The 16385-nt window shown below is 48.2% G+C and carries 15 protein-coding genes and 1 pseudogene; 10 read left to right on the top strand and 6 right to left on the bottom strand.

The window, feature by feature from the left end:
• Nucleotides 1-81: 81 nt before the first annotated feature.
• The gene (locus tag K9N75_RS11075; RefSeq protein ID WP_008813411.1) at nt 82-1365 is read right to left on the bottom strand and encodes an SLC5/6 family protein; all 1284 of its coding nucleotides are present in this window, start codon (nt 1363-1365) and stop codon (nt 82-84) included.
• 699 nt (nt 1366-2064) lie between these two features.
• Nucleotides 2065-2715, bottom strand: coding sequence for a transglycosylase SLT domain-containing protein (locus tag K9N75_RS11070; protein ID WP_020303763.1), 651 nt, complete (start codon nt 2713-2715; stop codon nt 2065-2067).
• 169 nt (nt 2716-2884) lie between these two features.
• On the opposite strand from K9N75_RS11070, the gene ghoS reads away from it, so the two are divergent.
• Nucleotides 2885-3205: a type V toxin-antitoxin system endoribonuclease antitoxin GhoS gene (gene ghoS / locus K9N75_RS11065; RefSeq protein ID WP_008813410.1), complete on the top strand. Its 321-nt coding sequence runs from the start codon at nt 2885-2887 to the stop codon at nt 3203-3205.
• A gap of 283 nt (nt 3206-3488) precedes the next feature.
• A pseudogene (locus K9N75_RS11060) lies at nt 3489-4285 on the top strand (fructosamine kinase family protein); the annotation flags it as partial.
• Nucleotides 4286-4722: 437 nt separating this feature from the next.
• On the opposite strand, the gene K9N75_RS11055 reads toward K9N75_RS11060, so the two are convergent.
• Nucleotides 4723-5268 (bottom strand): YniB family protein, encoded by a 546-nt coding sequence (locus K9N75_RS11055; RefSeq protein WP_004089983.1) that lies wholly within the window; start codon nt 5266-5268, stop codon nt 4723-4725.
• Nucleotides 5269-5494: 226 nt separating this feature from the next.
• Here K9N75_RS11055 and hxpB point away from each other — a divergent pair, with 226 nt between their 5' ends.
• From hxpB to K9N75_RS11040, 3 genes are all read left to right on the top strand, one after another.
• Nucleotides 5495-6157, top strand: a complete 663-nt coding sequence (gene hxpB / locus K9N75_RS11050) for a hexitol phosphatase HxpB (RefSeq protein WP_040012372.1) — start codon at nt 5495-5497, stop codon at nt 6155-6157.
• A 149-nt stretch (nt 6158-6306) separates the two neighbouring features.
• Nucleotides 6307-6849 carry a metal-dependent hydrolase gene (locus tag K9N75_RS11045; protein WP_020303765.1) on the top strand — a complete coding sequence of 181 codons (543 nt, stop codon included), beginning with the start codon at nt 6307-6309 and terminating at the stop codon, nt 6847-6849.
• 243 nt (nt 6850-7092) lie between these two features.
• On the top strand, nt 7093-8484 hold the full coding sequence (locus K9N75_RS11040; RefSeq protein WP_008813406.1) for an L-cystine transporter: 1392 nt from the start codon (nt 7093-7095) through the stop codon (nt 8482-8484).
• Nucleotides 8485-8597: 113 nt separating this feature from the next.
• Here K9N75_RS11040 and K9N75_RS11035 read toward each other — a convergent pair whose 3' ends face one another.
• Nucleotides 8598-10370, bottom strand: coding sequence for a SulP family inorganic anion transporter (locus tag K9N75_RS11035; RefSeq protein ID WP_008813405.1), 1773 nt, complete (start codon nt 10368-10370; stop codon nt 8598-8600).
• Between the two features lie 228 nt (nt 10371-10598).
• On the opposite strand from K9N75_RS11035, the gene K9N75_RS11030 reads away from it, so the two are divergent.
• Together K9N75_RS11030 and yciA are read left to right on the top strand one after the other, a co-directional pair.
• A complete protein-coding gene (locus K9N75_RS11030) occupies nt 10599-11144 on the top strand; it encodes a septation protein A (RefSeq protein ID WP_008813404.1) in 546 nt (181 codons plus the stop codon).
• 118 nt (nt 11145-11262) lie between these two features.
• Nucleotides 11263-11691 (top strand): acyl-CoA thioester hydrolase YciA, encoded by a 429-nt coding sequence (yciA, locus tag K9N75_RS11025; RefSeq protein ID WP_004089994.1) that lies wholly within the window; start codon nt 11263-11265, stop codon nt 11689-11691.
• 80 nt (nt 11692-11771) lie between these two features.
• Here yciA and K9N75_RS11020 read toward each other — a convergent pair whose 3' ends face one another.
• On the bottom strand, nt 11772-12443 hold the full coding sequence (locus K9N75_RS11020) for a TonB family protein (protein WP_020303766.1): 672 nt from the start codon (nt 12441-12443) through the stop codon (nt 11772-11774).
• Between the two features lie 398 nt (nt 12444-12841).
• Here K9N75_RS11020 and K9N75_RS11015 point away from each other — a divergent pair, with 398 nt between their 5' ends.
• A complete protein-coding gene (locus K9N75_RS11015; protein ID WP_004090000.1) occupies nt 12842-13138 on the top strand; it encodes a YciI family protein in 297 nt (98 codons plus the stop codon).
• Nucleotides 13139-13937: 799 nt separating this feature from the next.
• Nucleotides 13938-14429, top strand: coding sequence for a Dps family protein (locus K9N75_RS11010; protein WP_004090001.1), 492 nt, complete (start codon nt 13938-13940; stop codon nt 14427-14429).
• Nucleotides 14430-14476: 47 nt separating this feature from the next.
• Here K9N75_RS11010 and K9N75_RS11005 read toward each other — a convergent pair whose 3' ends face one another.
• Nucleotides 14477-14653, bottom strand: a complete 177-nt coding sequence (locus K9N75_RS11005; RefSeq protein ID WP_071603101.1) for a YciY family protein — start codon at nt 14651-14653, stop codon at nt 14477-14479.
• Between the two features lie 250 nt (nt 14654-14903).
• Here K9N75_RS11005 and cls point away from each other — a divergent pair, with 250 nt between their 5' ends.
• Complete coding sequence (gene cls, locus K9N75_RS11000) at nt 14904-16364, top strand: cardiolipin synthase (RefSeq protein WP_008813402.1); 1461 nt, start codon at nt 14904-14906, stop codon at nt 16362-16364.
• Nucleotides 16365-16385 lie beyond the last annotated feature (21 nt).

Here is a 16385-nt window from a genome sequence, read left to right as displayed (position 1 = left end):
TCTAAGTATTAATGGGCGCAATAAATACAAAAAAAAGCCGCGCTTCTCAGCACGGCTTTATCTCTGATGTTCTGCTTGCGTCTAGAACAGGCTATAAACCAGTGCTGATAACGCAATCAGCCCCATAATCAAGACAAACGGATTGGTGATGGAGCGATATTTTTTCATCGCTGGCACTTTATGAATCGCATAAATCGGCAGAATAAACAGAATGACCGCAATCAATGGCCCACTAATAGTCTCGATAATGTGCAATGCGCTTGGATTCAGAAACGTCACTAACCACGTAATGGCAAACAGCAGTATCGCCGAAATTTTATGTGTTGCCCCTGAAGAAACTTTCTTACCTACCGTGCGGAATGCGCCATCGATCAGGCTAGTCGCCCCTTCAGTAACCCCCAGCGAAGTCCCTAAATACGATTTGGACATTGCTAAAATAGCCATCACTGGTCCGAGATAAGCAATCAGTGGATTCGAGAATTTGTTCGCCAAGCTGGAAAGCACGGTAATGTTTTCATCGCGAGCCGCCAGCATTTCAGCATGTGACAAACTCATCACACAGCTAAACACAAAGAACAGAATACTGATACAAATCATCATATAGCTGTAGCGCATGATGCGCGCACAACGGCGCTCAGCCCCTTCCCCGTATAACCCTTTTTGCGTTGAGGAAAACGAAGAAATAATGGGTGCATGACTAAATGAAAACACCATTACCGGCACAGCCAGCCAGAGCGAACGCCAAAGCTGCGGATCGCTCACCGACGTCTGACTAAGGCCGGAGAAAAATGCATGAACGTTCCAATAAGGAATGAGGTACAACGAAATACCCAACAGGAACACAATCAATGGGAAAACTAAAATCCCCATGGCTGCCACAATCGTCTCTTTACCGGTGCGCAGGATCAAACTCAGTGCTGCGACCACCGCCAAGCTCAACCAAACTCTGGGCGGCGGTGTTACATGAAACTGGTTTATCAAGAAGCTCTCCAGCGCATTGGTAATGGAGATGCTGTACACCAACACGATTGGGAAGAACGCCAATAAATACAGCACCATAATGGCTTTACCCGCCAAAATGCCAAAGTGTTCTTCTACCACATCGGTAATATCACCATCACGGCTTGAACCTGATAATACAAAGCGGCTGAGTGCGCGGTGAGGGAGGTAGGTTAACGGATAGGCCAAAATAGCCATCAAAATCAAAACTAGCGGACCATTTAAGCCGGCGTTGATTGGCAAAAATAGCGTACCCGCGCCAACCGCCGTGGCATAGAGCCCAAACATCCAGACTGTGTCTGTCTTATTCCACTTGGTCGGGCGTTCTGTCGCCACCCGGCCAGTATCAGGGGAAATAATACTCATTAATTCACTTACCTTCTTTGTGAAACGTGGGCCAACGCAGACATCCTGTTCTGCCCAATGTGTCCTGCAATTTTGTAGATCGCTGTTAGGAGCTGACCCTCTGGGTCATATCGCGCAGGAAGCACAGTGCTCAATTCCGCTAACGGTAACTCATTACTTCCAAGAACGTTTAAAAACAATGAGTTAAATAGAAAATAAAACCTACGCGGAATAAGTGCGGGGAGAAGGATAAAGAATTTTGATAAAAAAGTCACAAAAGTTGGGTTTTACAGCACAAAAAACCGGGGTTTTATCGCTCACCTCGAATTAATTGGAAGCATAGCAAGGCGGCAAATGAGCGAATCCCGATGAGCTTACATGAGTAAGTGATTCGGACGAGTGAATACAGCCAACGCCGCTTACCCCCTCGAATTAATTGGAAGCATAGCAACGTGGCAAATGAGCGAATCCCGATGAGCTTACATGAGTAAGTGATTCGGGCGAGTGAATGCAGCCAACGCCGCTTACCCCCTCGAATTAATTGGAAGCATAGCAACGTGGCAAATGAGCGAATCCCGATGAGCTTACATGAGTAAGTGATTCGGGTGAGTGAATGCAGCCAACGCCGCTAGGGTTTCAATTAAGAAGAGGAGAGATGACTGTGGTTAACCTACAGCCTTATAAAGCTAACCACAGTCAGGACATGGCCTGATTTACAACTTACTGCACCATCGCCAGATAGGCGGTGTTTACTTTCCACAGATAACGCGGAGCCTGCGCTGCCGGATGTCGTTTCTGTATATGCTGGTAAAATTGTTCCGGTGTCATGCTATTGATTTTGTCGATCGCCACTTTGCGGTTTGGCGAAAACGTTCTCAACATGGCTCCTGCGCCGTTGGCATATGACACTATCATCGCATACCGCATGGTTTTAGGGTTGGTAATACCGGCTAACTGCTGATTCTGCAAAATATTCAAATAAGCGGTGCCTAAATCAATATTGACAGCAGGATCTTTTAACTCACGCGACGTTGGTTGCCCGCCTCGCCCCTTCTTGCGGTAAGCATCCTTACCGGCCGTAGAGGCCTTTAACTGCATCAGCCCAATCGCATTGGATGTGCTGACCGCGTGAGGATTCCCTCCTGATTCCACCTGAATAATGGCCTTTATTAAGGTTTCATCAATGCCATAACTGTTTGAGGCCGTTCGGATGTAAGTTCCAAACTCTCCTTCAGGTGGCGTTCGTGCATCTAAAAAACTACCGCGAGCATTATTGTTGACGTTTAACTTCACTGTTTGAGGCGGTGTTTGCTCTTTCGCACACCCAGCCAAAAGCAATACCGCCAACATGCAACTGATTCGTATCTTCACCGTTGCGAGATCCTCTGCGTATGTTGGTCCGAGGTGGATGTTGCCAGAAAAAAAAGGTCTTTGGCTAGTTGATTTTTACGCTTTGTTGCTCATTTCACCTTTTTATACACATTTTTAGTTTATTTATAGACTATTATTATTTAGTTAAGTGCATCAATTGAGGTACTCCATGAGTCAATCTGCTATTGCTTGCTATGTAGTGACCTTCAGTTATCCGCAGGCCGATCTGGCGGAAAACGCAAAATTAAACAACCAACTCATGCTTGAGGGGTTTGCCACTACCGTTGCGGATTCTGATGGTATCCCGCATGAACTGGGGCCAAATAGTTACGCCATCACCAGCCTACAAGATAAAAGTGACGTTGAGCGTCTTGCGCAGGCCTTGGGCAAGGTCGCATTAGGGCAAGAGCCCGAAGTGGAGGCCGTTTTGCGTGATGAATATTTTACCCAACTCTGGGCCGCTAGAAATCCTTCTAAAGGGCGCAACTAGCGCCCTACTTTATTTTCGATCAAGCAATTAACAGAAAATAACCTGTGATCATCTTTTATACTTTACGTTCATCGCAACAACGGTTACGGTCAAAATAGCATCACACAATTATGTTCACCTATATGTCTGTCCTGAATTATTGAGTCGCACTCTATCGTGCAACAATGAGTCGGGATAATAGAACGCCAGTTCCTTTCACGATCTATACCTAAAATAGTTGTTGTAGCAGGCAAAGCTAACGCCAAGCAGCTTCAAATATCAGCGGTATTATAGGGGGTACACTATGTGGCAAGCGGTGAGTCGTTTACTCAGTGGGCATTTTGACCAAGCCTTTACCATTCGCGAGAAACAAGAGCTTGCCGGTGGCGAGGTTCACCAAGCATGGTGCGTTAGCGATGGCGATCGCAAGGTTTTCATCAAGTGTGACACCCCTGATTTTCTGCAAGATTTCAAAGCTGAAGCCGATCAGCTTGAATGTCTGGCTCGTAGCCATACGGTAAGAACGCCGCAGGTTTACGGTGTCGGCTCTACGCGTGAAGCGAGTTTCTTGCTGCTGGAGTATTTGCCGGTTCGCCCACTCGATGCGCACAATGCCTATCTTCTGGGGCAACAACTGGCGCGTCTGCATCAGTGGAGCGAGCAACCACAGTTGGCTTGGATTTTGACAACCACCTTTCAACCTCTCCACAACCTAATATGTGGCAGCGCCGTTGGGCGCAGTTCTTTGCCGAGCAACGTATTGGCTGGCAGCTCCAGCTTGCGGCGGAAAAAGGCATTCACTTTGGTGATATCGACAGCATTGTCAGCACCGTAGAACAACGTTTGCAAGGCCACCAGCCACAACCGTCGCTGCTGCACGGCGATCTTTGGCCTGCGAATATGGGGCTAAGCGCTCAAGGACCGGTAATTTTTGACCCTGCCTGTTACTGGGGGGATCGCGAGTGCGATTTGGCCATGCTGCCGCTATACCCTTTATTACCCGCACAGATTTACGATGGCTACCAAAGCGTCTGGCCTCTGCCGACATCGTTTATCGATCGCCAGCCAATTTACCAACTCTATCATCAGCTCAATATGTGCAACCTGTTTGCGGGGCCGCATCTAGAAACCGCGATTCAGGCAGTGGATAAATTGATGGAGAAAGATGTGGCCTAAACGATATAGCGTAAACATGAGTGCAAACGGGGAATGGAAATGAATTATAGAGGCGAGCTCTGCTGTAATGCTGATCGTTTAAGAGATCGAGATACACGGGGCTAGCACACCGCGGGGCGGTTATGGAACACATCCATGTGTTCCACCCTAAGGGGCAACGCTAAAGCGTTGTTCAACTTTGCTCCCGGCAAAGTTGTCGGCAGCTAAAGCTGCTACGACCCCATCGGTGTACTTCCCGGTGTACTTCCCCTAAAATCACGCTTAAGTGACCGGCATTAAGCTCTGCCGTTCTTTTTCTTAGGGCGCAACAGCGAGATAATTAGACAGGGCTTACACGAAATGTAGGCCCTGTCTTAAATCACCTACAGCATCCCCAGCAACTTCAAAATAAAATACCCGATCACCGCAACGATAATTGGCAAAATGTACAGAGGGAAAAACTGGAGGAAAATCGTATGGCGCGGCAGTACGATTCGCTTCTCTAGCGCCTCGCGGCTGTGTCCCTCTGCCCCTTTCATCTGTTCGAGGATCAGTTGGTCTTCGATACCTTCGCGAATATGACGAACCTGTCGCGACATGCGTGCGCCAGAGGCCTGTAATGCCACACCGACAAATATCAGCCAGTAGATAACCCAGAACATAATGTTGGCACCGGTAAAACCTTGTCCGAGCGCTGGCTCAGGAGAGTTGAACCAGAATACATCCAGAAAGTGCGTGTTGAATTTGACCATATCAATCATGACATGCACAAAATCCAGCATAACGGCGTTCAAACCTTCTTGCTTCTGACTATGCTGATACAGAAAGTTGAGCACCGACACGATGGTCGAAAGCAGCGCTGGAATAAACACCACCCAGCCTAAAATCCGTTTTATCACTGCAACCCAACCGGCTTGTTGGTAGGTCATACCATCCCCTTACTAATTCGCGTTGTTATCGCCTTGAATAACGGCAGTCTACGTGGCTGTTTATCTTCCCGCAATCTCAACTTGTTGAATTGATTGGTCGGGTTCGGATTAACTTTAAGCTTGTTGAGTATAACTGGCTTAACCAAAACCATCGCGAATGTTAGAGTAAATAAAGTGAATGCCTGCAAGCGCCAGCTTGGGGCCGTTAATCTCAATAGATGAGGAAATGCCAGTGAGTCGCATTGAAGCCGTAATTTTCGATATGGATGGGTTACTGATAGATTCTGAGCCGCTGTGGACTCAAGGAGAGCACGATGTCTTTTCCTCATTAGGTATCGACGTGAATGCAGCAGACATTCCAGAAACCCTGGGTCTACGCATCGATCTGGTGGTTAAGCTTTGGTATCAACGCACACCGTGGCAAGGCGCGAGTCAGGAAGAAGTGACCGAGCGAATCATTCGCCGTGTGATTGAACTGGTTCGTGACACCAAACCGCTGCTGCCTGGCGTTGAGCACGCGCTCAAGTTATGTCGCCAACAAGGAATGAAAATCGGTTTGGCCTCTGCGTCTCCTCTTTACATGCTTAACGATGTGTTGGAAATGTTTAACATCAGCCAGTACTTTGACGCGGTGGTGTCTGCCGAAGCCTTGCCTTATAGTAAACCCCATCCAGAAGTCTACCTCAATGCAGCCCACGCGCTGGGCGTCGATCCGCTAAACTGCGTCACGCTGGAGGACTCTTTCAACGGTATGATTGCAACCAAAGCAGCCCGCATGCGTTCCATCGTGGTACCTGCACCTGAGAATATTAACGACCCACGCTGGGCACTCGCTGACGTAAAACTTAACAACCTCAACGAGCTTAGCGCGTCAGATATTCAGCCATAATCTTGCTGCAAGATAGACGGAGTCTAGCCTAGGCTCCGTTTTATGTATATTTATACAGCAAACAGCCATCTGTTACGCTGTCACCTCTTGATTCCTGCGAAAACTCCGATATGCTGGATAAATTACCAGTAGCATCGGCGAGTTTTATCATGACGGCGGAAGGCCATCTCATTTTTTCTGTCGCATGTGCCATTTTCGCTAAAAAAGCGGAACTGACGCCTGCGCTCGCCCATGGTGACTGGTGGCACATCATTCCCGGCGCACTGCTCACCTGCTTATGGCCCGATATTGATCATCCCAAATCGGTGCTGGGACAGCGCCTCAAATGGCTATCATCCCCAATTGCCCGCATGTTTGGCCATCGGGGATTTACTCATAGTCTGTTAGCCGTTATCGGCGGAATATTTCTCCTGCATTGTGAAATGCCTAGCTATATGGGTATCCCCGTAGACGCCATGCACGCGATGGTTATTGGCTATCTCAGCCATCTGCTAGCCGATATGCTCACACCGGCTGGTGTTCCCCTATTGTGGCCTATCCGTTGGCGTTTTCGTTTGCCCATTCTCAATTCTCAGAAAGGGAATCAGTTGGAACGTATTCTGTGCATGTCGCTAGTGGGATATGCCGTCTATTGGGGAGGTGATCTCGTGCCGTTTTACGATTTACTCAGATACGTGAGCCAAAAATTATGACCCACATCACATCCCATCGCTTATAAACTCCGCGTTTTGCGGGCTTAACATACAAACTCGATGCAAAAATTATAATAAATTCATTTTGGATATAAGCGCGAGGTCAATGGTGCTGTTAGCATATATACATTAAACGTTTCAGCGTAGGTCAGTGTTAAGTCCAAAGAGGCTTGATCGTCCTATAGGGCCGCAGGAAACGTATAAAAACAGTCATAATATAAAAACATTGGATGGAGAATGGGGATGAACCTACCGCTCGTGATTAACGTGTTGGTGTTTGTAGCACTATTGCTGCTACTGGCACAGACGCGTCGTACTAAATGGAGCTTGGCTAAAAAAGTACTCGTCGGCTTAGTGATGGGGGTTCTGTTCGGCTTAGGCCTACAGCTGGTTTACGGTTCAGATAACCCGCTGCTGAAAGATTCCATTAGCTGGTTCAATATCGTGGGTAACGGCTATGTGCAACTGTTACAGATGATTGTGATGCCGCTGGTGTTCGTCTCTATTCTGAGCGCCGTAGCAAAGCTGCACAACGCGTCTTCGCTGGGTAAGATCAGTTTTCTTTCTATTGGCACCCTGTTATTCACCACCATGATTGCCGCGCTGGTTGGGGTGCTGGTCACCAATCTATTTGGCCTGACCGCTGAAGGTCTCGTACAGGGCACGCAGGAAACGGCACGATTAGCCGCGATTAACACGAACTATGCGAGCAAGGTTTCTGATCTGAGCGTTCCGCAGTTGGTGCTCTCATTCATTCCTAAGAATCCCTTTGCCGATCTCACGGGTGCAAGCCCGACCTCTATCATCAGCGTGGTTATTTTCGCGGCAATTTTAGGGACTGCAGCGCTTCAACTGTTGAAAGATGATGAGGTCAAAGGTAAGCGCGTTCTTACTGCTATCGATACCCTGCAGTCGCTGGTCATGAAACTCGTCCGTCAGATCATGAAACTGACACCTTACGGCGTACTGGCGTTGATGACCAAAGTCGTTGCGGGTTCTAATATGCACGACATTATCAAGCTGGGTAGCTTCGTCGTTGCATCCTATCTGGGACTGGCAATTATGTTTGTGGTTCATGGCCTGCTGCTCTCTTTCACCGGTATTAACCCGCTAAAATTCTTCCGCAAAGTATGGCCGGTTCTGACATTTGCTTTTACCAGCCGTTCTAGCGCAGCAAGCATACCGCTAAACGTTGAAGCACAGACTCGCCGTATCGGCGTGCCTGAATCCATCGCCAGCTTCTCTGCTTCTTTTGGTGCGACAATTGGTCAGAACGGCTGTGCGGGTTTATATCCAGCGATGCTTGCGGTGATGGTTGCACCAACCGTGGGAATTAACCCACTGGATCCTCTGTGGATTGCTACACTGGTCGGTATCGTAACCGTAAGCTCCGCCGGCGTCGCGGGTGTGGGCGGCGGCGCAACGTTTGCCGCGCTGATCGTATTGCCAGCCATGGGGCTGCCGGTCACGTTAGTTGCCCTGCTGATTTCCGTTGAACCGCTAATTGATATGGGGCGTACCGCGTTGAACGTCAATGGTTCAATGACGGCAGGTACTATTACCAGTCAAATTCTGCGTCAGACCGACAAAAATGTTTTTGACTCTGAAGAAGAGGCTGAGCTAGCCCACCAATGATGACCCGCCTTTGCCATGAGGCAAAAGCGAAACCATAGATTTTATTTAGCACAACGCCCGATGATATTCATCGGGCGTTGTTATTTGAAAGACCTGACGGAAGTAACTCCCGCCTACTGTTTTTCTGACATCTGTCCCATCGCCGTTTTATCTTCCAGCGCGAGTATTCTCTTTTCACCGGCGGGGGAAGGTTCGCAGTTAACACATTCACTACTCTGAATGAGCTTAAGCGCCAGATAGAGATCCGAGACAAACAGCAGCCCTTTCTCTTCCCCTTTCGCTCGGTTAGCACTAAACCAGCGTTTAAGGTCGGTTCTACGCCCCGCCAGCACCAACTTAACGTTGCGTTGTTTAAGATCGCGTTTTAACTCATCCACGGTAGAAATCACGCTGATATCGGGATAGGTAAAGCTAGCAACCGCATCAATAACCACCCAGCGTGGCTGGAATGGCATACCATCAACCAAATTCAATACACGGCGCTTAAAATAGCTGACGTTGAAATAGGTCAGCGGCGAGTTGAATCGGTACATCAATACCCCATCTACGGCTTTCACCTGCGCCCCATTCCCCAGCGAATGGATCATCCCTTCTTCGTTTACCCCTAGCAACTGCTCGGTTGGCCGAAAAACGGTGCGCAAAAACTGCAACAGCCCAAGCAAAACAGCCAGCCCAATGCCTGGCATGACCCCCACCAGCATCACACTGGCGAAAGTAAATAGCGCAAGGCGAAATGCCGCGGGGTTACGACGACGCAATTGAACAATAGTACGGAAATCCAACAACGACCACGAAGCATAAACCAGCACGACACCGAGCGCAGAAACCGGAATGTATTTCAGCGGAGACGTGAAAAACAACACCACGACGCCAATCACCACGGCAGCCACAATAGACACTAACTGGCTCTTACCGCCGTTAGCGTCGTTCACCGCCGTGCGAGAACTGGTACCGCTGATCGCAAATCCTTGTGACAGACCTGAAACGATATTCGCGATACCTAACGCGCGAAACTCCGCATCTGCGTTAACTTCATAACCATTTTTAGCGGCGAAACTACGCGCAGTTAGCATCAGGCTGACAAAGCTTATCAATGCTAGGTTCAATGCAGGGATCACCAAGTCGCGCAGCAATCCCGGCTGGAAACTCGGCCACTGCACAATCGGTAAACCATCGCTGAACCCACCTATCGTTCTGATGCCGTACAATGGCAGGTCAAATAACCAGACTAAAAGCATCGCGAGGCACATCGCAATCAGCGGTGCAGGCCACTTTGGCCGCAGTCGTTTCACGCCGATAAGCACCAGCAGCGTGAGTAAAGACAGCAACATGGTTGGCCAATGGCTTGAAAGTAAATCATGAGGGAGCGAGATAAGACGCTCAATCAACTCACGCGCTTTGGTTTGAAAACCAAATATTTTGCCCAACTGATCGACAATAATGGTGATCGTTAAGCCATTTAATAGGCCGGTAAGAATCGGTCGCGATAGCAGATCGGCTAATGCACCTAAGCGGAAACGGCTAGCGATCAGGCACCAGCCACCGGTCATTAGCGTCATCATGATACAGAGTTGCCACTGCAGTTCGGCATTACCTGCAGCCAACGGCGTAACCACCGCAGCGATAACCGCACAGGTTGCGGTATCTGGGCCTACGATAACCTGACGAGATGATCCAAAGAGTGCATAGGCAATCATAGGAAATACACAGGAATATAGCCCGACGATCGCGCCAACGCCGGCAAGATCGGCATATGCAATCGCCACGGGTAACGCCACCGCGGCTACCGAGAGTCCTGCTCGAATATCACTTGTCAGCCACTCCCGCTGATACCCCATCAAGAGGGCTAAACCCGGCATCCAGCCGTTAATAAATTTCCATTTCATGTCGCTTACCTTCTTTACACTCTTGCTACATCATGCGTGTAAGTCACCAACTTATCAAGGTGATAGCAAGCGTTATGCCATCTTGTAAGTATTTGCAAAAATAGGCCGTGTTCATCCCACTCAGCCGCATTATGCGCGATAATGAGAACAGGTACGCGTTAGGGTTTTAATGCCTCGCCGCACTGAATCGGGTATAGTCGCTCGGTTAACTGATTTATGGACAGGTATATGAAGCAGCTTTTAGATTTTCTGCCACTGGTAGTATTTTTTGTCTGTTACAAACTTTATGACATTTACGTTGCCTCAGGCGCATTGATTGCCGCTACGGCTGTCGCATTAATTGTGACATGGCTTAAATATCGTAAAGTCGAAAAAATGACGCTCATCACCTTCGTGATGGTGGCTATTTTCGGCACACTGACGTTAGTCTTCCATAACGATCTGTTTATCAAATGGAAAGTCACCGTCATTTATGCGCTGTTCTCTATTGCGCTGCTGGTTAGCCAAATTGTTCTGAAGAAGCCATTGATCCAACGCATGTTGGGTAAAGAGATTTCTCTGCCCGACGTTGTATGGTCGCGCTTGAATACGGCTTGGGCGCTGTTCTTTATGGCCTGCGGTCTTGCCAATATCTACGTTGCGTTCTGGATGCCGCAAAGCGTCTGGGTTGATTTCAAAGTGTTTGGTTTAACGGCACTGACGTTAGTCTTCACGTTATTAAGCGGTGTGTATATCTACCGTCATATGGCTGAAGAACAAAAAACGAGCAAATAAGGTTTTCCCGAAGACTGATACACGGGAAGTGATATGCCCTAGATTGATTCAGTTGCGGCAATTTGCTGACAGCTTGAGATATCATGGGTGTAATTGAAAAGAATTAAGACTGACATTTATGAGCGAAAAACATCGTTTCCCTGAGGGAGAGCTTGTCCTTCGTACTTTGGCAATGCCAGCCGACACTAACGCCAATGGTGATATTTTTGGTGGCTGGATCATGTCGCAGATGGACATTGGTGGCGCAATTCTGGCAAAAGAAGTTGCAGAAGGCCGAGTGGTTACCGTTGCCGTTAACGGCATCACGTTTCTAAAACCCGTCGCCGTTGGCGACGTCGTATGCTGCTATGCTCGCTGCATTCGAACTGGCCGTAGTTCCATTACGGTAAATATCGAAGTGTGGGTAAAAAAGGTCTCCTCAGACCCTATTGGTCAACGCTATTGCGTCACCGAAGCCGTATTTACCTATGTTGCCGTTGATGATGACAACAAGTCACGCACGCTGCCAGCAGGAAAAGAAAACTTTCGCGTTGGCTTTGAAGACTAACGCTTAAGCACCGAAATCCAATAACAAAAAAGCCAGTCCGCAATGTGACTGGCTTTTTCTTACCGAACAGAAACAAGACGCTATCGAATTTCAGTATCACCGCTAAGGCGGAAAATAATGGTTTTGGTTAACCCCTTACCTTCTCGACCCGGTACAAAGCGCCATTTCTTCATCGCCAGCTTAACATCACGTTCAAATAGACTACGAGGCTCAGCCGAAAGGATCTCGATATTCGTCACTCGTCCATCACTATCAACGTCATAGCGCACAACCACCTTACCCTCTTGCTTCAGTGCGAAAGCGCGCGCTGGATATCCCGGTTTCACAATACTTAGAGCCTGTGGCCCTGTCGGTGCTGCAGCAACCGCCGGAGCATTTGTCGTATTGTTACTCGACTTAGTGGTAGAGGTGCTCGCATGCGTCGACGTGCTGGATGACGATGTCTCCGGTGACGTTACCGTCGATCTTGGTATTTCTTCACGCGGCTTTTCTTCAACAACTTTCTTAGGCTGTGGTTTAACCACTTCTTTTTTCACCGGCTTAGGCTTGGGTTTAGGCACCGGTTTCGGCTCTGGTTTTGGTTCAGGCTTGGGCTCCGGTTTAGGCTCCGGCTTGCTCTCTTCTTTTGGCGGTGGAGGGGGTGCAGCTTCAGGTTTTGCATCAGGCTGTGGCGTTGCAACAGGCGCAGGAGCCGCAAACATGGCAGGATTAATCATCACCACGTTAATCGGTTCTGGCTCTTCGGCAGGCATATGCAACACCTCTTGAGCAGAGGCGTACAGTAAGCCTGCGATTAACGTTGTATGTAAGCAGACAGACAACGTCGTAGGCCATGAAAGACGGCGCGTCAGAAAAAACTTCTTCAGTGGTGATGTTTTCAGCGACAAAGTGTTAGCAACCTGATTTGACGGATTGATTTAACCCAAATGTTCTTCGTTTAACGAGGGGTCAAGTTTAAATGCAAATAGCAATCATGTGCAATGAACAAAGGCGTTCAGAACAAAAGAAAACGCTCAACTGACGGATAAAACACCACCTTCTTCAACTCCTTAACAGCAAGGTAACAGGCTTATTGCACGCCGAGTACAGATGCCGTAACGTGGTGTTGTCTCCATCACATTAATTCATTCCACCAATCAGGGTTAGCACCATGTTATATCTTATTTTCTCTCAGGATGTTCCCGACGCACTGGATAAACGAATGACCGCTCGACCTGACCATTTAGCTCGGCTACAGGTGTTGCGCGATGAAGGCCGTTTGCTGACGGCAGGCCCTCTCCCGGCGATTGACTCCAATGACCCCGGCGCCGCGGGCTTTTTAGGCTCAGCTATCATTGCCGAATTTGAGTCTCTGGAGCAGGCGAAAGCGTGGGCGGACGCCGATCCGTATGTTGCTGCTGGCGTCTATCAGGCCGTTACGGTTGTCCCGTACAAAAAAGTGTTCTAATAGACTGAGCTAACACCAAATTTCAGATATAAAAAAGGCCTGCATAAGCAGGCCTTTTCTAATTCAGAGAAGCGCATTTAGCGGGGCTACATGGAGATATCATTGATAATGCTAAACGCGCTTTTCTGTCACCATTCAGTGATGCTGCGCAGTCTACCCTTAAACCTCAAGACCCGCAACATCCTGATAATTAGTACTTATGGGTTACCTATATAGACATCTTGAAAACGATGATTAAACCAGCAAAACACCGTCGTTTCGTTGAAAAAAACAGCACTAATAGTTAGGTTCAGGCTTTTTTTTGCAGCTTATTGTCACTATAAGAAAGAATCCATCACGGCGTTCGTTTATAAGCACCTTAAGTATATTCATCAATTTCAAATAGATACACTCACACCAATCACTTCCCCGTACATAAATATTCTGAGTGGCAGAATAAGCCGCCTACAAGTCAGAATATTATTAGGTCTTTATCCTCCTAAGCGGCATTATCAGGACGAGCTGGCGCTAATTGCAGATTCCCTTGACGAAAAATCAGGTTTATCCCTTTTTCTATACCTGTTGCACCTATTGCACCTATTGGCAAAAATACCCGTGTGATCCTAGATCTCCTACATCAAGTCTGGCAGGATAGAAGTCAAGGAAACACGTGCTAACTTATTGTTTACATAAGCCTGTTTTTTTAGGTTGGATGACTGGGTATCAACCATAGCAACGTCCACCGATCTCAGAGTCAAAAAATCGATATCGATTTATTACGGATATATTACTTTTACCGAATAATGAGGAACTTACGATTATGGCGACAACGAAAAAAGCAACCAAATCTCACATTGGTCTCGATACCAAACAATCTGCAAAACTCGCAGAATCACTCAATAGCCTGCTCGGTAACTACCAAGTGTTGTACATGAACGTACGTGGCTATCACTGGAATATCACGGGTCCACAGTTCTTTGAATTACACGTTAAATTTGAAGAAACCTATAACGATCTGCTGCTGAAAGTTGATGAATTGGCAGAGCGTATTCTGACTCTTGGCTACCAGCCTCGTCATGCCTTCAGCGAATATCTGAAAACGGCGGATATTAAAGAAGATACTAACGTTACTGACGATAAGGGAACGTTGAAAGGTCTGCTGTCTGGCTACTCCATTTTGCTGACTCAGCAGCGTGAAATTCTGGAGCTAGCAAGCGAAGCGGGCGATGAAGGTACTTCTTCTTTGATGAGCGATTACATCAAGGAACAAGAGAAACAGGTTTGGATGCTGAACGCCTATCTGGGCAAATAAACGTCTGAGAATCTGCTCCAGCCCCGCCATGCGGGGCTGAATTTTTTCTACCACTCGTAAGCAACAGAATACAGCAACGAACGATGATGCTGAATTTTGTGTAAGCGGCGAACACTATAGATGTGTCGATTTCTGCGGGATTGGCCTTCTAACCAGCAACTGCGTCGGCGGTGCACCTGACGCAACATACGCCAGCGCCCTACTTCATTTCTACTACGTCGCATGACAAACGTCTCTCTGGGTAAATGCGCGCACATTATAAACCCATCGTGACATTTGTCACACAATCGATTTAGCTTTACCCCAGAGAAATCCGCGCAGAGTGCGATCTCATAATTGACTTAATGTTACAGTCTGTAAACTCATACGACAGTTAAATCATTTAGTTTTCTCAGCGAAAAGGTTTTACCTTTCAACAACTGTGCGTAAACTCAGTTGAGATAACGCTTTTTTGCGAAAGGACAACTCGCCTTTATGACAACGTTTTATACCGTGATTAGCTGGCTTGCAATTTTCGGCTATTGGTTACTCATTGCCAGCGTGACGCTTCGCATTCTGATGAAGCGTCGCGCGGTACCTTCTGCCATGGCCTGGTTGCTCATCATCTATATTCTGCCTCTGGTAGGAATTATTGCCTATCTGTCATTTGGTGAACTTCACTTAGGCAAAAGGCGCGCAGAGCGAGCCAAGGCAATGTGGCCCTCGACGGCACATTGGCTTGCCGATCTGAAGAACTGTAAATCCATTTTTGCTACAGGAAACAGTGAAGTCGCCACGCCGTTATTCCAGCTGTGTGAGCGTCGCCAAGGGATTGCCGGTGTCAAAGGCAATCAGCTACAACTCTTGACCACCAGTGATGACACCCTAAAGGCGCTGATCCGCGATATTGAACTAGCACGTAGCAATATCGAGATGGTGTTCTATATCTGGCAGCCCGGCGGTTTAGCCGATCAGGTCGCAGAGTCGCTAATGGCGGCAGCGAGACGGGGTGTGCACTGTCGCCTACTGCTGGACTCCGCGGGCAGCGTCACCTTCTTCCGTAGCCCTTATCCAGCAATGATGCGCAATGCCGGCGTTGAAGTCGTTGAGGCGCTGAAGGTGAATCTCATGCGTGTGTTCTTGCGCCGTATGGATTTACGCCAGCACCGTAAAGTGGTGTTGATTGATAACTTTATTGCCTATACCGGCAGCATGAATTTAGTCGATCCACGTTTCTTTAAACAGGATGCTGGCGTGGGTCAATGGATTGACGTCATGGCGCGTATGGAAGGCCCCGTTGCGACAACGATGGGGATAATTTTCTCCTGTGACTGGGAAATTGAAACCGGTAAGCGAATTCTTCCTCCCGAGCCTGAATATCATTCACTGCCGTTTGAAGAAGAGTCTGGGCACACCATTCAGGTTATCGCCTCTGGCCCCGGTTTTCCTGACGAGTTGATCCATCAGGCGTTGTTAACGTCGGTTTATTCCGCGCGTGAGCAGCTCATTATGACAACGCCTTACTTTGTGCCAAGCGATGATTTGCTACATGCTATTTGCACCGCGGCGCAGCGTGGCGTCGATGTCTCTATCATCGTACCGAAGAAAAACGACTCGATGATGGTCGGTTGGGCAAGCCGCTCGTTCTTTGCGGAACTGCTTGAGGCCGGAGTTAAAATCTATCAGTTTGAGGGGGGGCTTCTGCACACCAAGAGTGTTCTGGTTGATGGACAGCTTAGTCTCGTGGGTACAGTTAACCTCGATATGCGTAGCCTCTGGCTAAATTTCGAAATTACGTTGGTGATCGATGACGACGGCTTCGGCGCCGATTTAGCCTGCGTACAAGATGACTATATCGCTCGTTCTACCCTGCTTGATGAAGCAGAATGGCTAAAACGCCCATTATGGCAGCGCGTAGTCGAACGACTGTTTTACTTTTTCAGCCCATTGCTGTAAATAGCGTGGCTAAAATGCTTA

The organism is Hafnia paralvei (assembly GCF_020150375.1).
Lineage (GTDB): Bacteria > Pseudomonadota > Gammaproteobacteria > Enterobacterales > Enterobacteriaceae > Hafnia > Hafnia paralvei.
Note: the sequence above shows the minus strand (reverse complement) of the source record. Positions and strands in the feature narration are given on the sequence as shown.